Source organism: Cellulomonas algicola, assembly GCF_019024305.1.
In the GTDB taxonomy this organism is placed as follows: Bacteria; Actinomycetota; Actinomycetes; order Actinomycetales; family Cellulomonadaceae; genus Cellulomonas; species Cellulomonas algicola.
The window spans coordinates 81,469-100,316 of the sequence record NZ_JAHKSJ010000011.1 but is presented as its reverse complement, the minus strand read 5'-3'; the positions used below and the strand labels follow the sequence as shown (position 1 = coordinate 100,316).

The 18,848-nt window shown below is 74.5% G+C and carries 18 protein-coding genes and 4 tRNA genes; 11 read left to right on the top strand and 11 right to left on the bottom strand.

The window, feature by feature from the left end; translation table 11 throughout:
• Nucleotides 1-39 precede the first annotated feature (39 nt).
• A tRNA-Leu gene (locus KOV94_RS09925) sits at nt 40-125 on the bottom strand.
• Nucleotides 126-206: 81 nt separating this feature from the next.
• Nucleotides 207-674 carry a thioredoxin-dependent thiol peroxidase gene (gene bcp, locus KOV94_RS09920; RefSeq protein ID WP_162351546.1) on the bottom strand — a complete coding sequence of 156 codons (468 nt, stop codon included), beginning with the start codon at nt 672-674 and terminating at the stop codon, nt 207-209.
• A gap of 130 nt (nt 675-804) precedes the next feature.
• Between bcp and KOV94_RS09915 the strand changes: the two genes are divergently transcribed.
• The 3 genes from KOV94_RS09915 (at nt 805) to KOV94_RS09905 (ending at nt 1,569) form a co-directional block, all read left to right on the top strand.
• The gene (locus KOV94_RS09915) at nt 805-1,101 is read left to right on the top strand and encodes a GroES family chaperonin (RefSeq protein WP_124343865.1); all 297 of its coding nucleotides are present in this window, start codon (nt 805-807) and stop codon (nt 1,099-1,101) included.
• A gap of 100 nt (nt 1,102-1,201) precedes the next feature.
• A complete protein-coding gene (locus KOV94_RS09910) occupies nt 1,202-1,417 on the top strand; it encodes a hypothetical protein (protein ID WP_218051935.1) in 216 nt (71 codons plus the stop codon).
• A gap of 76 nt (nt 1,418-1,493) precedes the next feature.
• A tRNA-Lys gene (locus KOV94_RS09905) sits at nt 1,494-1,569 on the top strand.
• 13 nt (nt 1,570-1,582) lie between these two features.
• Here KOV94_RS09905 and KOV94_RS21235 read toward each other — a convergent pair.
• Together KOV94_RS21235 and gad are read right to left on the bottom strand one after the other, a co-directional pair.
• Nucleotides 1,583-2,569, bottom strand: coding sequence for a YrhK family protein (locus tag KOV94_RS21235; protein ID WP_218051934.1), 987 nt, complete (start codon nt 2,567-2,569; stop codon nt 1,583-1,585).
• The gene (gene gad, locus KOV94_RS09895; RefSeq protein ID WP_218051933.1) at nt 2,566-3,987 is read right to left on the bottom strand and encodes a glutamate decarboxylase; all 1,422 of its coding nucleotides are present in this window, start codon (nt 3,985-3,987) and stop codon (nt 2,566-2,568) included. The genes KOV94_RS21235 and gad overlap by 4 nt, the downstream gene beginning before the upstream one ends.
• Nucleotides 3,988-4,149: 162 nt before the next feature.
• On the opposite strand from gad, the gene KOV94_RS09890 reads away from it, so the two are divergent.
• Nucleotides 4,150-5,628 (top strand): dihydrolipoyl dehydrogenase family protein, encoded by a 1,479-nt coding sequence (locus KOV94_RS09890; RefSeq protein ID WP_124343855.1) that lies wholly within the window; start codon nt 4,150-4,152, stop codon nt 5,626-5,628.
• Nucleotides 5,629-5,812: 184 nt separating this feature from the next.
• Here KOV94_RS09890 and KOV94_RS09885 read toward each other — a convergent pair whose 3' ends face one another.
• The 3 genes from KOV94_RS09885 to KOV94_RS09875 form a co-directional block, all read right to left on the bottom strand.
• A complete protein-coding gene (locus KOV94_RS09885; protein ID WP_124343856.1) occupies nt 5,813-6,817 on the bottom strand; it encodes a glycine betaine ABC transporter substrate-binding protein in 1,005 nt (334 codons plus the stop codon).
• A 70-nt stretch (nt 6,818-6,887) separates the two neighbouring features.
• Nucleotides 6,888-7,673 carry an ABC transporter permease gene (locus tag KOV94_RS09880; RefSeq protein WP_124343857.1) on the bottom strand — a complete coding sequence of 262 codons (786 nt, stop codon included), beginning with the start codon at nt 7,671-7,673 and terminating at the stop codon, nt 6,888-6,890.
• 11 nt (nt 7,674-7,684) lie between these two features.
• The gene (locus KOV94_RS09875; RefSeq protein ID WP_124343858.1) at nt 7,685-8,359 is read right to left on the bottom strand and encodes an ABC transporter permease; all 675 of its coding nucleotides are present in this window, start codon (nt 8,357-8,359) and stop codon (nt 7,685-7,687) included.
• A gap of 131 nt (nt 8,360-8,490) precedes the next feature.
• On the opposite strand from KOV94_RS09875, the gene KOV94_RS09870 reads away from it, so the two are divergent.
• The 3 genes from KOV94_RS09870 to KOV94_RS09860 all read left to right on the top strand — a co-directional run bounded on the left by KOV94_RS09870 (nt 8,491) and on the right by KOV94_RS09860 (nt 10,729).
• Nucleotides 8,491-9,624 carry an ABC transporter ATP-binding protein gene (locus tag KOV94_RS09870; RefSeq protein ID WP_124343859.1) on the top strand — a complete coding sequence of 378 codons (1,134 nt, stop codon included), beginning with the start codon at nt 8,491-8,493 and terminating at the stop codon, nt 9,622-9,624.
• A complete protein-coding gene (locus KOV94_RS09865) occupies nt 9,621-10,550 on the top strand; it encodes an ATP-grasp domain-containing protein (RefSeq protein WP_162351554.1) in 930 nt (309 codons plus the stop codon). The genes KOV94_RS09870 and KOV94_RS09865 overlap by 4 nt, the downstream gene beginning before the upstream one ends.
• A 103-nt stretch (nt 10,551-10,653) precedes the next feature.
• Nucleotides 10,654-10,729, top strand: a tRNA-His gene (locus KOV94_RS09860).
• Nucleotides 10,730-10,821: 92 nt separating this feature from the next.
• Here the strand turns inward: KOV94_RS09860 and orn are convergent.
• From orn to KOV94_RS09840, 4 genes are all read right to left on the bottom strand, one after another.
• Nucleotides 10,822-11,502 (bottom strand): oligoribonuclease, encoded by a 681-nt coding sequence (gene orn, locus KOV94_RS09855; protein WP_124343861.1) that lies wholly within the window; start codon nt 11,500-11,502, stop codon nt 10,822-10,824.
• 61 nt (nt 11,503-11,563) lie between these two features.
• Nucleotides 11,564-11,824 carry a hypothetical protein gene (locus KOV94_RS09850; RefSeq protein WP_218051932.1) on the bottom strand — a complete coding sequence of 87 codons (261 nt, stop codon included), beginning with the start codon at nt 11,822-11,824 and terminating at the stop codon, nt 11,564-11,566.
• 258 nt (nt 11,825-12,082) lie between these two features.
• Complete coding sequence (locus tag KOV94_RS09845; protein ID WP_124343863.1) at nt 12,083-12,292, bottom strand: hypothetical protein; 210 nt, start codon at nt 12,290-12,292, stop codon at nt 12,083-12,085.
• Nucleotides 12,293-12,634: 342 nt separating this feature from the next.
• Nucleotides 12,635-12,710 (bottom strand) — tRNA-Arg (locus KOV94_RS09840).
• Nucleotides 12,711-12,873: 163 nt separating this feature from the next.
• Here KOV94_RS09840 and KOV94_RS09835 point away from each other — a divergent pair.
• From KOV94_RS09835 to ettA, 4 genes are all read left to right on the top strand, one after another.
• Nucleotides 12,874-14,643, top strand: coding sequence for a dynamin family protein (locus tag KOV94_RS09835; RefSeq protein WP_218051931.1), 1,770 nt, complete (start codon nt 12,874-12,876; stop codon nt 14,641-14,643).
• A complete protein-coding gene (locus tag KOV94_RS09830; protein ID WP_218051930.1) occupies nt 14,640-16,160 on the top strand; it encodes a GTPase in 1,521 nt (506 codons plus the stop codon). Before KOV94_RS09835 ends, KOV94_RS09830 begins: the two co-directional genes overlap by 4 nt.
• Nucleotides 16,161-16,381: 221 nt before the next feature.
• Entirely contained in the window at nt 16,382-16,936 is a 555-nt protein-coding gene (locus KOV94_RS09825) for a single-stranded DNA-binding protein (RefSeq protein ID WP_218051929.1), read from the top strand.
• A gap of 115 nt (nt 16,937-17,051) precedes the next feature.
• Nucleotides 17,052-18,734 carry an energy-dependent translational throttle protein EttA gene (gene ettA, locus KOV94_RS09820; RefSeq protein WP_218051928.1) on the top strand — a complete coding sequence of 561 codons (1,683 nt, stop codon included), beginning with the start codon at nt 17,052-17,054 and terminating at the stop codon, nt 18,732-18,734.
• Nucleotides 18,735-18,848: the final 114 nt, after the last annotated feature.

Genomic DNA, 18,848 nt, shown 5'->3' with positions numbered 1-18,848 from the left:
CCCGGCACCGGGATCCTCCCCGGTGCCGGGCCGTCGTCGTGGTGCGGGAGACGGGACTCGAACCCGCACGCCCTCTCGGGCACCAGGACCTAAACCTGGCGTGGCTACCGTTTCACCACTCCCGCGCGCCGAGTGTGGCACACCCGCCGCGCGCGTCCCGGGGGTCGCCGGGCGGGCGCGCGGCCCGGTGCCCCGGTCGGCGGTCGTCAGGCGATCTTCAGGTCCCGGCGCAGCTTCGCGACGTGGCCGGTCGCCTTCACGTTGTACTGCGCGAGCTCGACCTTGCCCTCGGGGTCGACGACGACCGTCGAACGGATCACTCCGGTCACCGTCTTGCCGTAGAGCGACTTCTCGCCCCACGCGCCCCACGCCTCGAGCACGGCCCGCTCGGTGTCCGACGCGAGCGGGAACGTCAGGTGCTCCGCCTCGGCGAACGCCGCGAGCTTGTCGACCGGGTCGGGGGAGACGCCGACGACCTTGTACCCGGCACCCTGCAGCGACGCGAGCGAGTCGCGGAAGTCGCACGCCTGCGTCGTGCAGCCGGGCGTCATCGCGGCCGGGTAGAAGTACACGACGACGTGCTCGCCGCGCAGGTCGGACAGCGTGACGCTGCCGCCGTCCGCGGTGGGCAGCGTGAAGTCGGGGGCGAGGTCGCCGACGGCGAGACGAGGCACGAGGACGCTCCGGTGGTCGCAGGGGAGGCGTCGGCCGGTCGACGCCGCGGTCAGCCTACGTCGCGCGCAGGGTAGCGTCGTGCGGGTGACCGCTCCCGCTCCCGACGCCCGTGCCGGGCTGCCGATCCGCATGCTCAACGACCGCCTCCTCGTGTCCGTCGACGGCGACCCCGCCGAGCGCCGGTCGTCCGCGGGCATCGTCATCCCGGCGACCGCGGCGGTCGGCAAGCGGCTCGCGTGGGCGTCGGTCGTGGCGGTCGGCCAGCACGTGCGCCAGGTCGAGCTGGGAGACCGCGTCCTGTTCGACCCCGAGGACCGCGCCGAGGTCGAGCTGGCGGGCGCGACGTACCTGCTGCTGCGCGAGAAGGACGTGCACGCGGTCGCGACCGACCGTGGCTCCGGTGAGGGCACCGGTCTGTACCTGTGACGATCCTGCGGAACCAGGACACCGACCTTGCACGACGCGGTCCCGTGGTGTGCCATGGAGACAGCCGGACGCCTGACCGAGGAACACCCAGGAGCCCCCGATGAGCGACGACACCCCCGAGACCCTCGCCGTGCCCGACGCCGAGCGTGTCCGCGAGCTGCTCGAGGCGCACGTGCCGCTCACCCTCATCGCCGACCTGACGGCCGCCGAGGCCATGCCGTCGCAGGAGATCCTCGAGAAGGAGGGTCTGCCGGAGGAGGAGTGGTGGCAGCCGGAGAACGGCACCCCGCAGGCGAGCGGGGACGGCCGTTCCTGACGTCGCGTGACGGTCGTCACGCCGGCCGGATCCGATTGGCTTCCCAGGCCGGACGGCTGCTAACGTTCTCAACCGCGCGCCATTAGCTCAATTGGCAGAGCAGCTGACTCTTAATCAGCGGGTTCGGGGTTCGAGTCCCTGATGGCGCACCAGCACGAAGGCCCTTCACCGCACGGTCGGTGAGGGGCCTTCGTCGTGCGGGACGGGTGCGCTCGGGGCCGCTGCGGGTGTGCGGTCGCGCGCCGACTCGACCGGCAGCAGCACGGCCCCGCCGAGGAAGCACACCGCGCCGACGAACGTCCCGGCGTTGACGAGCGCGACGTTCGCCATCTCGTCCGTGCCGTGCAGGTACCGGGCCGCGACGGCGGCGACGCCGAACGCGACCGAGCCGGCCATGTTGAGCGCCGCGATCGTCCACCCGACCGACCGGTCCGGGCGGGGTAGGACGCCCCGGTTGACCTCCGCGTACGCGAACCAGCTCGCGACGAGGAAGCACACGGACCCGAGCACGTCAGGTGCCCACGCGAGCGTCTTGTCGCCCGCGACCGCGAGACCCGTGCGGGTCGCGCTGAACGTGCTGACGTTGAACAGCACCGTGCCGACCAGCTGCACGGCGGACGCCCACAGGTCGATGCGGTCCGCCCGGAAGCCCACGAGCGCCGCGAGCCGGCTGCGTGGTGGCGCGGTCGCGAGGAGGTCCCGCGGTGCGCGCGCCGCCTCGTCGTACTGCAGGTACGCGGCGCTCGTGAAGAACACCGACCCGACCGCGAACGTCCACGCCGTGACGGCCGGTGCGACGGCCTCGACGTACGCCGGCACGGACCCGAGCGCGAAGCACACCGAGCCGATCGCGAAGAGCGCGCCGATCCACCAGCTCCACGCGTCGGCCCCGTGGCGTCTCCCCGTGTCCGCCGGTGCCGGGGCGAGGGCCACGCCGGTCGGGGTCGGGGCCGTGGCAGGGCCCGCGGGACCCGGTGCCGCCGCTGCGCGTGCCCGCAGACCCAGTCCTTTGCGGTGCCGCCGCGACGTCCACTCCACCTCGGCGCCGTCCGGACGCCGCAGGACGGCGTGCGTGACGAACGGACCCGGACCGCGGGTGTCGACCGCGGTCCAGCCGTCCGGCAGGTCGGGCAGCGCCGAGGTGCGCGTCACGCCCGCAGACCGGTGCGGGCCTTCGCGTGCGCGGCGGCCTTGTCGGGTGCGGTCCAGACGTCCGGCTTGGGGGCGGGACGGGCGGTGGGCTGCTCGGCGGCGAGCGACTCCCAGGCGTGGTCGAGGTCGCGCAGGAGCATCTCGATCATCGTCCGGCTGAGGTCGAGCCGGACGACGACGCGCATGAGGTGCACGTCCTGCGCGTCGGCCGGGAGGCTGTAGGCGGGCACGATCCAGCCGTTCTCCCGCAGCCGGGCGGACAGGTGGTAGACGTCGAAGCCCGGGTCGTCCTTGAGGCGGAACGTCACGACCGGCTCGGCGAGCCCCGGGTTGAGGATCTCGAACCGGCCCGAGGCCTTGAGCGCCTCGTTGAGGTGGCGCGCGTTGGCCAGCATGGTCTCGACGATCGCGGTGTACCCGTCCCGGCCGAGCCGCAGGAAGTTGTACATCTGCGCCTGGATCATCGCGGACCCGCGCGAGAAGTTGAACGTGTACGTCGGCTGCGCCCCGCCCAGGTAGTTGACGCTGAACACCAGGTCCTCGGGCAGCCGCGACGCGTCGCGGAAGATCAGCCAGCCGACGCCGGGGTACACGAGCCCGTACTTGTGCCCCGACGCGTTGATCGACGCCACCTGCTCGAGGCGGAAGTCCCACCGCAGGTCCGGCTCGGCGAACGGGGCCACGAACGCACCGCTCGCGCCGTCGACGTGCAGGGGGATGTCCCAGCCCCGCTCGGCCTTGATCCGCACGAGCAGGTCGTTGATCTCCTCGATCGGGTCGGCCTCGCCGATGTGCGTCGTCCCCAGCACCGCACCCACCGCGATGGTGTTCTCGTCGACCTGAGCCTCGACGTCCGCCGCGCTCAGCACGTAGCGGTCGGACCGCATGGGGATCTTGCGCATCTCGACGTCGAAGTAGTTGGCGAACTTGTCCCACACGACGTGCGTCTCGGCGCCGAACACCACGTTCGGCCGGTCCGTGGGACGGCCCGCCGCGAGCTGCCGGTGCCGCCAGGCGCGCTTGTGGGCGAGCAGCCCGAGCATGATCGCCTCGGACGACCCGATCGTCGCGACACCCACGACCTTCGCCGGGTCCGGCGCGTGGAAGAGGTCGCCCAGCATGTGCACGCAGGCCTCCTCGACGAGCGACGCCGCCGGGTACTCCTCGTGGTCGATGTGGTTCTTGCGCAGCGAGTCGTGGATGAGCTGCTCGGCCTGCGGCTCCATCCACGTGGTGACGAACGACGCGAGGTTGAGCGTCTCGCGCCCGTCGAGCATGAGCCCCGTGTGCAGGAGCTCGTAGACCTCGTCGGAGCCGAGGCCGTGCTCGGGGAACCTGGACCTGTCGAACTGCTCGCGGAAGCTCGGTCGCCCGTGGATCGGTCCGAGCGCACCACTACCCTGGGATGTCTCGCTCACGTCGCCCCTCCGTCGTCGACGCCGGGAGCTCACGGCTGGTTGCCGTCTCCGGCGGACCCTCGGTGCGAACGTAGCAGCGCGGTCCGGACGAAAGCACCCAGGACGGACACGCCGACGACCCCGCAACCTGCGGACGGGGCCGCGGGCCGCCACGATGGGGCGATGCCGAGTCAGCAGGAGTTCGACGTCGTGGTGGTGGGCGGCGGCGCGGTCGGCGAGAACGTCGCCGACCGCGCGAGCCGCACCGGGTTGAGCGTGGCGCTCGTGGAGCACGCGCTCGTCGGGGGCGAGTGCTCCTACTGGGCGTGCATGCCGTCCAAGGTGCTGCTGCGCGCGGGCGCGGTCCTCGCAGCGGCGCGTGGCGTGCCCGGCGCGAAGGACGCCGTCGCGGACGCCACGGTGGACGCCGCAGCGGTGCTCGCCCGGCGCGACGAGATCGTGCACCACTGGGACGACTCCAGCCAGGTGTCCTGGGTCGAGTCGGTCGGGCTCACGCTGCTGCGCGGCCACGCGCGGCTCACCGGTCCGCGCACCCTGCTCGTCTCGGGCGAGACCGAGACCGAGGTACGCGCGCGGCACGCGGTCGTGCTCGCGACCGGGTCGGAGCCCGTCGTGCCCGACGTCCCCGGGCTGGCCGATGCGGGATTCTGGACGAGCCGCGAGGCGACCGCCGCCCGCGAGGTCCCGGCGCGGCTCGCGGTGCTCGGCGGCGGTGTCGTCGGCGTCGAGATGGCGCGCGCCTACGCGGACCTCGGCTCCGAGGTGACGATCGTCGTGCGGGGCGGCCGGCTGCTCGGCAACGCCGAGCCGTTCGCGGGCGAGGCCGTGGCCGACGACCTGCGCGCCGCCGGCGTGCGCGTCCTGCTGCACGCCGAGACGACGGCGGTCCGGCGCGACGACGGCGGCGTGCACCTCGAGATCGGCGCGGCCTCGGGCGGCCCGCACCCCGACGCGAGCGTCGTGCACGCGTCCGAGGTGCTCGTCGCGACCGGGCGCCGACCCCGCACCGGGCAGCTCGGTCTCGAGACCGTCGGCCTCACGCCCGGGGAGCAGCTGCACGTCGACGACGCGCTGCAGGTCGTCGGCGTCGACGACGGCTGGCTGTTCGCGGCGGGCGACGTGACCGGCCGCACCGCGACCACGCACCAGGGCAAGTACGACGCGCGGGTCGTGGGCGACGTCGTCGCCGCGCGCTTCCACCCGGACGGCGCCGACGCGGACGGCGGACCGCGCGCCGAACGGGACGCCGCGCCGTGGACCCGCTACCGCGCGACGGCCGACGTAGCCGCCGTCCCGCAGGTCGTGTTCAGCCGGCCCGAGGTCGCGTGGGTCGGCCGCACGGAGGCGCAGGCGCGCCGCGACGGGATCGACGTGCGGGTCCTGCGGTACGACCTCGCGGATGTCGCGGGTGCGTCGGTCGCCTCCGCGGACTACCCGGGCGCCGCGCAGCTCGTCGTCGACCAGGCGCGCGGCGTGGTCGTGGGCGCGACGTTCGTAGGCCCCGACGCCGCGGAGATGCTGCACGCCGCGACGATCGCCGTCGTCGGCGAGGTCCCGCTCGACCGCCTGTGGCACGCCGTGCCGTCGTACCCGACGGTCTCCGAGGTGTGGCTGCGGCTCCTCGAGGCCGCGGGCCTCTGACGAGGCGGTCGCACCCGACGACGGTCCGACGACGACGGCCGCGCGACGACGGTCCGACGACGACGGCCGCGCCACGACGGCCCCGCGACGATGCCCGCGCGGCGACGGTCATGCGACGACGGCCCCGTCGGCGGCGGGCTGAGCCGCTCGCCGACAGGGCCGTCGTCGCGTGGGTCGTGCGGGATCAGTCGGTCGCGAGCGAGCCGTCGCTCGACAGCACGAGGCCGATCGCCGCGTCACCCTGGCGCACCGCGGCGCCGATCAGGCCGAAGTCGTACGACTTGAACTCGCCGATCTCCATGCCGTACGTCTCCTCGAGACCCGGCTGGCAGAACGGGCGCTCGGGGCACTCGGGCGGGCCGGCGAGGACGAGCCCGCCGCACGCCTCGGCGAGCTCGCTCAGCGTGGTGACCTCGTGCTCGTCGGCGAAGGCCTTCGTCACGGCGAACGCGTTCTGGTCCTGCGCGGCCGACGGCTTGCCGACGGCCAGGCCCGACTGCTCCGCGAGGGGAGTGAGCGCTGCGACGGTCTCGTCGACGTCGTCGCTCGACACCGACGGTGCGTCGGCACCGTTGACCTTGGCGTTGAGGAAGTCGGCGAGGGTCGCCGCGTACTCGGGCACCGTCGACAGCGTGCCGTCGACGAGCGCCGGCAGGTACGTGTCGCGGTTGCCGATCGTGCGGACCTCGACCTGGTAGCCGGCGGACCGCAGCACCTCGCCGTAGATCTCGGCGAGGGTCGCGCTCTCGGAGAAGTTCGCGGCGCCCACGACGAGGGACTGGCCCGCGCCCGCGGACGCGTCGCTCGCGGCGAGGCCCTCGTCGGCGACGAACTCCTTCGCGACCTCGCTCGACGTGCGGCGGTCGATGTCGACCGCCTTGTTGAGGTCGATGAGCTTGTCGGTGTCGAGCGCGGCGGACACGCTGTCGAGCAGCTCGATCACCGCGGGGCTCTGCTGCGCCACGCCCGCGTTGACCGCGGGGATCACGTTGTCGGCGTTCTGCAGGCCCTGGTCGTCCTCGAGGACGACGAGCTGCTCACCCGCGACGGGGTCGCAGACGGCCTTGCCGGAGGTCCCCGACGACGTGGGGTCGGCCTCGCCGCCCCCTGAGCCGGGCGTGCCGCACGCGCCGAGCACGAGCACGGCGGTGGCGAGGATCGCGAGACGGGCGGGACGGGTCGTGCGCATGGCGGTCTCCTGACGTCTGTTGACGACGGTCACGGGTGGGTGCCCCCGCTGGTCGAGGGTGCGGAGCGGGTCATCTCGAGGGGGCTGGTTCATTGGACAGGTCGGGGGTGGCGGCGGCAAGCGGGGCAGCGGGACCGTGGTCCGCGTCACGTGGTCGTCCGCGTCGGGTCCGGGTCGGCCGTGCGGCGCGGTCGCGGGACCGCAGGCCGGCGGGCGTGACCGCGCGCTGCGCGAGCGCGAGCAGCCCCTCGGCGACGAGGCACAGCGCCGCGACGAGCAGCCCGCCCGCGAGCACCTGCCCGTAGCGCTGCGTGCCGAACCCGGTGACGACGATCGTGCCGAGGCTCCGCCCGCCCACGAGCGCCGCGAGCGGCACGGTCGCGAGCACCTGGACGGCCCCGGTGCGGACGCCTGCGGCGAGGAGCGGCACGGCGAGCGGGAGCTCCACGGCCCAGAGCCGCCGCGTGCCCGACATGCCGACCCCGCGCGCGGCGTCCCGGACGCCCGGGTCGACCTCGCCGAGGCCCGTGACGGCACCGGACAGCAGGGGCGGCACCGCGAACACCGCGCACGCGATGACCGTCGCGGGGTTGCCGAACAGGCCGCTCGCGGCGAGCAGCGTGAGCAGGGCGAGCGTCGGCAGCGCGCGCGTGGTGTTCGCGACGACCACGCCGACGGTCGCGCCGCGCCCGCGGTGCCCGAGCCACAGCCCCACGGGGAGCGCGACGACCGCTGCGAGGAGCACCGCCTGCACCGACACCACGACGTGCGCCCACGTGAGCGCGAGCACGCCGTTGCGGCCCGTCCAGTTGAGCGGGTCGTTGAGCCAGGCGAACGCCTCGGCCAGGATCTCCACGCGTCGCCCCCTCAGACCGGCCGTGCCGTGCGCGCCCACGGCGTGACGAGCCGCCCCACGCCGGCCAGGACGAGGTCGCACACGAGGGCCAGCAGCAGGCACAGCACCGTCGCCGTCATGATCTCGGCGTGGTAGTTGGAGCGGAAGCCCCGGAACATCAGCTGCCCGAGCCCGCCGTAGCCGACGACGACCCCGACGGTCACGAGCGCGACGGTCGTGACCGTCGCCAGCCGCAGGCCCGCGACGATGCTGGGCAGCGCGTTCGGCAGCTCGACGGTCAGCAGCAGCCGCGCCCGCCCGTAGCCCATGCCCCGCGCGGCGTCACGCACCGCGGGGTCGACGCCCTCGAGCCCGACGACGACGTTGCGCGTGAGCACGAGCAGCGCGTACACGACGAGCCCGATGAGGACGGTCGTGCGCTCGATGCCCGTGTAGGGCGCGAGGACCGCGAACAGCGCGAGCGAGGGGATCGTGTAGAGCACGCCCGCGACGCCGAGCACCGGACCCGCCCAGCGTGGGCGCACGTGCGCCCACGCACCCAGGGGGAGCGCGACGAGAGAGGCGAGGACGACAGCCTGGACGGTGAGGGACGCGTGCTGCCCGAGCGCACCGAGGACGTCGTCGGCGTTGCGCTGCAGGTACTCCCACGAGAACCACGGGTTGTCGGGCTGTGCTGCTGACAGCATCCGCCGACGGTAACCGCCACCACCGACAGGCGCACCCGGCGTCCGGTGCGCGACCGCTGCGCCGACCTGTGCCGACCTGCGCCGACGCCCGGGGGAGGCGGGCGTCGGACCTGGGCAGTAGCGTCCGGGGGGTGGTCCAGCCCGCCATCGCGTTCGAGCACGTGCGCAAGGAGTACCCCGCCGCCCACGGCCGCGGCGGTGCCGCCGTCGACGACCTCTCCCTCGACGTCCGGCCGGGGGAGGTGCTGGTCCTGGTCGGACCGAGCGGCTGCGGCAAGTCGACGACGCTGCGGATGGCCAACCGGCTCGTCGAGCCGACGTCGGGGCGCATCCTGCTCGAGGGCGACGACGTCACGCACGCCGACCCCGTCGCCCTGCGGCGGCGCATCGGCTACGTGATCCAGGACGTCGGCCTGTTCCCGCACCGCACCGTCGCGCAGAACGTCGCGACCGTCCCGCGCCTGCTCGGCTGGGACCGCCGCCGCACCGCGGCCCGCGTCGACGAGCTGCTCGCCCTGGTCGGCCTCGACCCGGCGAAGTACGCGCGCCGTTACCCGCACGAGCTCTCGGGCGGCGAGCGGCAGCGGATCGGCGTGGCGCGTGCGCTCGCGACCGACCCGCCCGTGCTGCTCATGGACGAGCCGTTCGGCGCGGTCGACCCCGTCGGTCGTCGCCGCCTCCAGACCGAGTTCGCACGCATCCAGCGCGAGGTCGGCACGACGGTGATGCTCGTCACGCACGACATCGACGAGGCGGTCAGGATGGGCGACCGCGTCGCCGTGCTGTCCGCGGGTGCGCACGTCGAGCAGCTCGCGTCGCCCCTCGACGTCGTCGCGCGGCCCGCGACCGACGCCGTGGCGGACCTCGTCGGACGCGGCCGGCTGGCCCGGCTGCTGGCCCTGGGCACGCTCGCGCAGGCGGACCTCGACGCGCCTCCGGTCGACCCCCCGGGCGGGGTCGACCCAGCCCGGCTCACGAAGGACGCCACCAGGGGCGCCGGACGCGGTGCGTCGGTCGCGGTCGGCGACGAGCTCGGCGACGTGCTCGCGACGATCCTGGCCACCCCCGACGCCGGGGCCGAGAGCCGCGTGCCGGTGCGGGACGGCGACCGCGTGGTCGGGTCGGCGTCCGTCGCGACGGTCCTGCGCGCCCTGCGGCGGGTCACGGACGAGGCTCCCGCCGACGAGACCGGCACCGACCGCGTGCCGGACGGGTCCGCCGACGCGGCGACGGGTGGCGACCCCGTCGGTACGCTGCCGACGTGACCACGCCCACGACAGCCCGGCTCGCCATCGCGACCTGCTCCGCGCTCCCGGACCTGGACCCCGACGACCAGCCGCTGCGCGAGGCGCTGCTCGCGCGAGGCGTCGCGACCGACGTCGTCGTCTGGGACGACCCGACGGTCGACTGGTCCACCTACTCGCACGTGCTGATCCGCTCCACGTGGGACTACACCGAGCGGCCGCGTCTGTTCACCGAGTGGACGCGCCGCGTCGGCCGGTCGAGCGTGCTGCTCAACCCCGCCGACGTCGTCGTCTGGAACATCGACAAGACGTACCTGCGCGACCTCGAGCAGCGCGGCCTGCCGATCGTCCCGACGATCTGGCTCGACCCCGAGCGCAACTTCGACGCCCGCGCGATCCACACCCGGTTCCCGGCCTTCGGCGACTTCGTCGTCAAGCCCACCGTGAGCGCCGGCTCGCGCGACACCGGCCGCTACCAGGCCGACGAGACGCCGTCCCGCGCGCTCGCCATCCGGCACGCCAAGAACCTGCTCGGCGTCGGGCGGCACGTGATGATCCAGCGCTACCTCAAGCAGGTCGACACCGTCGGCGAGACGGCGCTGGTGTACGTCGACGGTCGGTTCAGCCACGCGGTCCGCAAGGGTGCGCTGCTCGAGGGCCCGTACCGCGAGGGCGACACCGACGGCGTGCTGTACCGCCGCGAGGTCATGTCGGCGCGCGAGGCGAGCGACGCCGAGCGCGAGCTCGGGGACGGCGTGGTCGCGGCGCTGGGGGAGATCTTCCCGGAGCACGGCAACCCGCTGCTGTACGCGCGCGTCGACCTCATCCCCGACGACGCGGGCCGGCCCGTGGTGCTCGAGGTCGAGCTGACCGAGCCGTCGTTCTTCTTCGGCTACGCGCCCGGGTCGGTCGACGTGTTCGCCGACGCGCTGGTCCGCCGGCTCTGAATCGGGTTCCGGACCACCCTCCGGCACCCGGTACACTTCTCGTCGGCCCTGACGTTCGCGTCGGGACCGGTCCGTGGGTACCACCACCTGCGGGCGGATCGTGGTGGCTATAGCTCAGGTGGTAGAGCACCTGGTTGTGGTCCAGGGGGTCGCGGGTTCAAGTCCCGTTAGCCACCCCAAGCACGAAGGGCGTCGACGGTTCCCGTCGGCGTCCTTCGTCGTTCCCGGCGGCAGCCCACCCGCACACCCGTCGGGCGCGCGGGTGCCCCCGTCAGCCGTCGGTGGTCGCGCCCTTGACCGACGTGGCGACGACCTGCGCGGCGATCTGCCGGGCCGTCGCGGAGTCGGGTCCCGGCTGCGCCGGGAGGAGGGCCGCGCGGTAGTAGCGGAGCTCGTCGATCGACTCGAGGATGTCGGCGAGCGCCCGGTGCCCGCCGTTCTTGCGCGGCGACGCGAAGTACACGCGCGGGTACCAGCGGCGTGCGAGCTCCTTGATCGACGACACGTCGATGACGCGGTAGTGCAGGTGCGCGACCAGCTCGGGCATGTCGCGGTCGAGGAACGTCTTGTCGGTGCCGACCGAGTTGCCCGCGAGGGGCGCCTTCGACGGCTCGGGCACCCACGTGCGCACGTAGTCGAGCACCTGCGCCTGCGCGTCCTCGAGCGTCGTGCCCGCCGCGAGCTCGTCGAGCAGGCCGGACGTCGTGTGCATCGCGCGCACGAAGTCGTTCATCTGCGCGAGCGCCGCGTCGGGCGGCCGGACGACGACGTCCACGCCACCACCGAGGACCCGCAGCTCGGAGTCCGTCACGACGGCGGCGACCTCGACGAGCGCGTCGGCGCCGAGGTCGAGCCCCGTCATCTCGCAGTCGATCCAGACGATGCGCTCGGCGCTCTCGTGCCCGTTGGAGGTCGTGGCGGGGGACGTCGCGGGGGTCGGCGTGCTGGTCACCCGGCCAGCCTACGGGGGGAGGGCCGCCGACCGGCGAACCCGCGCGACGCGGGCGCCCGCGTCAGCGGCGGGTGGCGTCGCCCGGGTGCGGCGGCGGGACGGTCGAGGCGAGCGCCCCGGCGACGAGCACGAGCACGGCGACGCCGCCGACGCACCACCACGTCGTCGTCCAGCCGACTCCCGTCCAGCGGAGCACCGCGAGCGTCGCGGCACCCGCGCCGGCGGCGATGAGGAGCCGTTCGAGCCACCGGACCAGGAACGCCCGCACGCGCGCGCCGCGCGTCGGCCGGGCGGGTCCGTCGCCCGTCGTGTGCCGCCCCATCAGCGCGCCTCGCAGGTGCGGTGGCGGGCGGCGGCGGGCGGCATGGCGCACATGGTGGCACGACCGACCGGTGCGGGAGGCCACCGTCCTCCGCCAGGGTGAGGGGTCCCCCGCGGTCGCCGGCGCAGGGGCGGAAGCCGGCCGACGACGTCCGCTGGAGAGGATCCCTCCGCCTCCGCACCGGCGTGAGGGCCGCAGGGTCCGGGACATGACCGAGGCCGGCACCCCGGGTGGGGCACCGGCCTCGGTGCGGCGGCGTCAGCGGGCGACGGCGCCGGAGTAGCTGCCGGCGAACAGGCCGGCGAGGAGCAGGGGAAGCGCGACGCGCTCGGTATGCGGCGGACGCCTCGTGGCGTCGGACGCGTGTCTCTCGGCGGTGACGCGGGCACGCGCTCGGGCGATCGTCGCCTCCTCGAGGCGGCGGGCGTTCTCCTGGCGGGCGAGCTCGTGGGTCATGGTGGGGTGCACGGTGGGCTCCTCGGGCGCGACGACGGGACCGTCGCCGGTGGGTGGGTGTGGGTCACGTGGGCATGACGAAGCCGGGCCCTGATGGCCCGGTCGTCGGTGGATCAAGGACACCGAACCACGGCCCAGATACGCATGTCACACGGTTTTCTCGCGGGGTCCGCGCCCGTCCTGACGGGCCGTGCGGAGCGCTCCGACGCGCTCGCAGGACCTCGACGGTGGTCGTCCGCGCGCTCACGCGCATGCTCGTCGAGCTGACGTGCATCGAGCGGGGCGGCGTGACCCTCGGGACGCGGTCCCCCCTGCGCTGAGCGTGGACGCGGGACGGCGGACGTCGCGACCCTGTGGCGCCCCCGGCAGGACTCGAACCTGCAACCGACGGATTAGAAGGCCGTTGCTCTATCCGTTGAGCTACGGGGGCCAGCGGGGTCTCAGCCTAGTGTTCACGCCGCCCCACGAGCGTCCCGGCCGACTCCCGGAGGGCGCCGCACGAGGGCTGCACAACCCGCATCCGGTCAGGATCGGGGCACGCCTCACAGCGTGGCGCGTTTGTCCAGGTCAGATCGCGCCACGACAATGAGCGCGTGAGCGCGCAGCCCGGCACCGTCCCCGCGCCGCCGGCGCAGGGGTCGCACGCGGCGCCGCCCAGCCGTGCGCGGCACGCGGCGAGCGACCCGCGCGAGGTCCTCGCGCGTCCCCTCGCGGCGACCTCGCTGCTCGACGCCGTCAAGGACCTGCGCCGCGACGTCGAGCGCACCGGCTTCCCGCTGGACCTCGACGGCACCGCGTCGGCGCGGGCGTCGCGCGCCCGGCTGGTCGACCAGCTGGCCGAGCACCTGGTGCCGCGCCTGACGGAGCTGTCCGCGCCCGCGGTCGTCGTCGTGTCCGGCTCGACCGGTGCCGGCAAGTCGACGCTCGTGAACTCGCTCGTCGGGCGCGAGGTCAGCGAGGCCGGCGTGCTGCGCCCCACGACGCGTCGGCCGGTCCTCGTGCACCACCCGCTCGACCACGAGCTGCTGTCGCACCACCCCGTGCTCGAACTCGTCGAGGTCGTCGCCGACGAGGCAGTGCCGCGCGGCATCGCCCTGCTCGACGCGCCCGACCTGGACTCGGTGCTCGACTCGAACCGCGAGCAGGCGCACCGGCTGCTCGAGGCCGCTGACCTGTGGCTCTTCGTCACGACCGCCGCCCGGTACGGCGACGCGCTGCCGTGGCGGGTCCTGGAGGCGGCCGTCGAGCGCGGCACGTCGATCGCGATGGTGCTCAACCGCGTCCCGCCCGCGTCGCTGCCGACCGTGCGCGGCGACCTGCTCGACCGGCTGCGCACGCACGGGCTCGAGGGGTCGCCGCTGTTCGTCGTCCCGGACCTCGGGCCGCACGAGGGGCTGCTGTCGCCCGGCGTCGTCGCGCCCGTGCAGCGCTGGCTCATGATGCTCGCGGGGCCCGACCGGGCGCGGACCGTCGTCGGGCGCACGCTGCGCGGGTCGCTCTCCGCGCTGCGGCCCTGGGTCGACGAGCTCGCCGAGGCCGTCCAGGCGCAGTCCGACGCCGCCGCGCGGATCGCCCGCACGCTCGACGACGCGCTCGACGCGCCGACCCGCCAGGCGGTCGCGTCGCTGCGGCAGGGTGCCGTCGCGGACGGTGCGGTGCGCGCCCGCTGGGCCGAGCTGACCGCGGACGGGGCGCCGCTCGCGTCCGTGCTGCGCGCGTCGGGCCGCGTCTCCGGGTCGTCGCGCGAGGGCCGCGCACGCGCGGCCGCCGTCGGGCCGCTCGTCGAGGACCTCATGCGGTCCGCCGCCGCCGTGCTGGGCGCGGCGGGCGCGCACGCGCAGGAGGTGCTGCACGAGACGCTGACCGGCCCGGACGCCCCTGCGGGCGGGCCGTCGGTCGACGCCGCGTGGGACGTGCAGGCCGACCGGCCCGTGCGGCTGCGCAGCGCCGAGCTCACCGCTCGCGCGTGGACCGCGCAGGGCCCCCGTGCGCTGCGCGCCGCGCTCGCGGTCCCTCCGCCGACCAGCGACGCGGACGGGCGCCCGCGCAGGCCGCGGGACGTCGCGGCCGAGGGGCGCCGTCGGCAGAAGGCCGAGAAGGCGCTCGGCACCGAGGGGCTCGCCGCGCTCGCGCTCGCGGGCGCTGCCGGCGTCGACGAGGCGACCGAGCTGCTCGTCGACCTCCTCGGTGCCGCGGGGCACAAGGTCGTCGCCGACCTGCGCGACGACGTGGAGTCGCGTGTCGAGGCGCAGGTCGCGCTCGAGCGCGCATCGGTCGGCAAGGTGCTCGCCGACCCCGACCTCGCCGAGGACGCGGCCTCGCTGCTGCGCCTGCGGCTGGCCGTGCTGAAGGGACTGACGTGACGACCGAGGGGACCCGGAGCCACGCCGTGCACCGGCACGTGCTGGACGCGGCGCTGCACGGCGACGAGACCGTCCGGCTGGAGGAGCGCGTCGGTGCGCTCGACCAGGCGCTCGTCGTCGGCGGGGCGCGGCTCGAGCCGCCCGTCGTGGCGCGCGTCGGGCAGACCATCGACCGTGTGCGCGAGCGGCTCGAGCTCGGCGTCGACCACGCCGTCGTCGCGCTCGTCGGGGGCACCGGGTCCGGGAAGTCGAGCATGTTCAACGCGGTGTGCGGGCTGCCGCTCGCCGACGTGGGCGTCAAGCGCCCGACGACGTCCGACGTGACCGCGTGCGTCTGGGCGACGGACGGCGGCGCGCTGCTCGACTGGCTCGGCGTCCGGCCCGACCGCCGCACGGTGCGCGAGAGCCTGCTCGACGGCGAGAGCGAGGCCGCGCTGCGCGGGCTCGTGCTGCTCGACCTGCCCGACCACGACTCGATCGCGCCCGAGCACCGCGAGGTCGTCGACCGGCTGCTGCCGCAGGCCGACCTGCTCGTCTGGGTCGTCGACCCGCAGAAGTACGCGGACGACGCGCTGCACTCCGGCTACCTGCGCCGGCTCGTCGGGCACGAGGCGTCGATGCTCGTCGTCCTCAACCAGGTCGACACCGTGCCGCCCGAGGTCCGCCCCGAGCTCGTCGCGGACGTCGCGCGGCTGCTCGAGGAGGACGGGCTCACCGGCGTCCCGGTGCTGGCCGCGTCGGCGCGGACGCACGAGGGCGTGCCCGCCCTGCGCGCCCGGCTCGCGACCACCGTCGAGGGCCGCTCGGCGGCCGCACGACGTGCGGGTGCGGAGGTCAACGACGCCGCGACGGCCCTCGGGAGCCAGGTCGCCGACCGGGAGCCCGCACCGGCGTCGCTCGCGCTCGGAGGGATCGTCGACACGCTCGCCGACGCGGCCGGTCTGCCCGCGGTGGCCGGTGCGGTGGCCGCGGTCGTGCGCGGCGGGGCGTCGGCGTCGCCGTCGTTCGGGCCGGTCCAGGAGGACTCGGTCGCGCTCGCCCGGTCCGACTGGCTCGCGGCGTCGACCGCGGGGCTGCCGCGGTCGTGGAAGCAGGACGTCGCCACCCGGGTCGCGACGACCGCCGAGCTGCGGCTCGCGGTGACCGACGCGCTCGCGCAGGTCACCGTGGTCGCGCGACGCTCGGTCGCCGCCGCGTGGCTGCTCGGGCTGGGCGTCGTGCTCGCCGCGGCCGCGGTGACGGTCGGGTCGGTGGCCCTCGGGTCCGGGTTCGCGAGCGTGCGCGCCAACCCGTGGGCGCCCGTCGTGGCGCTCGTGCTCCTCGCGGCGGCGGTGCTCGCGGTGGTCGCGTCGTTCTCGACGCGCCGGGCCGCCGCGCGGCGACGTGCGTCGCGCGTCCTGAAGGACGGGCGTGCGGCGCTCGAGCGGGTGGCGCGCGGGCGGCTGGCCGACCCGACGCGGGCCGTGCTCGACGAGCACCGGTCGGTGCGCGAGCTCGTGGACGCGGCGCGCTCCTGACACGCCCTCGGGCCTGCCCCTGACGCACGCCCGGCGGTCGACCCGTGGTGCGGTGCGCAGCCCGTTCCGCGCGTGTCGATGCTCCCCATGAGCCGTCCACAGCCCGCCCAGGACGGCGTCGTCCCACCGGTTCGAGCCGCGCCCGGTCGGCACGGCCTGCGCGCGACAGACGCTGACCGCACACGCCCCGCACCGGCGGGGCCGCGGCACAGGAGACCAGCATGAGCACGCACTCCCTCGACCTGACGCTCGTCGGGTGGGTCGGCAGCGACGTCCGGCACTTCAACGGCCCCGGCACGGTGCCGTTCACGTCGTTCCGCATGGCCAGCACGCGACGGTGGTTCGACCGGCGCGAGGGCGCCTGGCGCGACGGCCGGACCGAGTGGTTCACCGTGAAGATCTGGCGGTCCGGCGCGCTGAACGTCGCCGAGTCGCTCCGCAAGGGCGACCCGGTCGTCGTGCACGGGCGCCTGTCGACCGAGGAGTGGCAGGCCGACGACGGCCCGCGCACGTCGCTCGTCGTCGAGGCGAGCGCGGTCGGTCACGACCTCACGTTCGGCACGTCGCGGTTCGCGCGGACCGTGAGCACGGGCGCCGACGCGGCCGACGGCGAGGTGGGCACGGACGCGGACGACGCGACCCGCGCGCCTGTCGACGTCACGGGGTTCGTGGAGGCCGGCGACGACCTCGTCCCCGGCGAGCACGTCGACGACGAGGGCCCCGGCGTGGTGTCCGGGCGCGTCGACGGGCCGCTCGCTCCGGTCGTCGTGGCCTGATCGCCTAGGCTGGGGGACCGCAACGACGACGCGGCCGGGCCGCCGGGTGCCCGACACCCCGAGCGGCCCGCCGACGTCGTCCACCATCCACGACACCGAGGCGGACGACAGGCCAGTGGCTGAGTTCATCTACTCCATGTACAAGGCGCGCAAGGCGCACGGCGACAAGGTCATCCTCGACGACGTCTCCCTGAACTTCCTGCCCGGCGCGAAGATCGGCGTCGTCGGCCCCAACGGCGCCGGCAAGTCGACGATCCTCAAGATCATGGCCGGGCTCGACCAGCCGTCGAACGGCGAGGCGCGCCTGAGCCCGGGCTACACGGTCGGGATCCTCCAGCAGGAGCCGCCCCTCAACGAGGACAAGACCGTCCTCGGCAACGTCGAGGAGGGCGTCGGCGAGATCAAGGGCAAGCTCGACCGCTACAACGAGATCTCGGCCCTCATGGCCGACCCCGACGCGGACTTCGACGCGCTCCTCGCCGAGATGGGCCAGCTGCAGGAGGCCATCGACGCCGCCGACGCGTGGGACCTCGACGCGCAGCTCGAGCAGGCCATGGACGCGCTGCGCTGCCCGCCGCCGGACGCCGACGTCAAGGTGCTCTCCGGTGGTGAGCGCCGCCGCGTCGCGCTCTGCAAGCTCCTCCTCGAGAAGCCCGACCTGCTGCTCCTCGACGAGCCCACCAACCACCTCGACGCCGAGAGCGTGCTCTGGCTCGAGCAGCACCTCAAGGACTACCCGGGCGCGATCCTCGCGGTCACGCACGACCGGTACTTCCTCGACCACGTCGCGGAGTGGATCTGCGAGGTCGACCGCGGGCGCCTCTACCCGTACGAGGGCAACTACTCCACCTACCTGGAGAAGAAGCAGGAGCGTCTCGCGATCCAGGGCAAGAAGGACGCCAAGCTCGCCAAGCGCCTCAAGGACGAGCTCGAGTGGGTCCGGTCCAACGCGAAGGGTCGCCAGACCAAGTCGAAGTCGCGTCTGGCGCGCTACGAGGAGATGGCCGCCGAGGCGGACCGCACCCGGAAGCTCGACTTCGAGGAGATCCAGATCCCGCCGGGCCCGCGCCTGGGCTCGATCGTCCTCGAGGCGAAGGACCTGGAGAAGGGCTTCGACGGTCGCACCCTCATCGACGGGCTGTCGTTCACGCTGCCGCGCAACGGCATCGTCGGCGTCATCGGCCCGAACGGCGTCGGCAAGACGACCCTGTTCAAGACGATCGTCGGGCTCGAGCCGCTCGACGGCGGCGACCTGAAGATCGGCGAGACCGTGTCGATCTCCTACGTCGACCAGTCGCGCGGCGGCATCGACCCGAAGAAGACGCTGTGGGAGGTCGTCTCCGACGGCCTCGACTTCCTCAAGGTCGGCAACGTCGAGATGCCCTCGCGCGCGTACGTCGCGGCGTTCGGGTTCAAGGGCCCGGACCAGCAGAAGCCCGCGGGCGTCCTGTCGGGTGGTGAGCGCAACCGCCTCAACCTCGCGCTCACGCTCAAGCAGGGCGGCAACCTGCTGCTGCTCGACGAGCCGACCAACGACCTCGACGTCGAGACGCTCGGCTCGCTCGAGAACGCGCTGCTCGAGTTCCCCGGCTGCGCGGTCGTCGTGTCGCACGACCGGTGGTTCCTCGACCGCGTCGCGACGCACATCCTCGCCTACGAGGGCACCGAGGAGGACCCGACGAACTGGTACTGGTTCGAGGGGAACTTCGCGTCCTACGAGGAGAACAAGGTCGCCCGCCTGGGCGCCGACGCGGCGCGCCCGCACCGGGTGACGTACCGCAAGCTGCGGCGCGACTGACCTGCCTGCGACGACGGGCCGTGCGGAGCGATCCGCGCGGCCCGTCGTCGTTCGTGGCCCCGAGCGCCGTCACCGGCTCGGCCGGCACCGCACGTGCCCCGCTCGTGCGGCCGG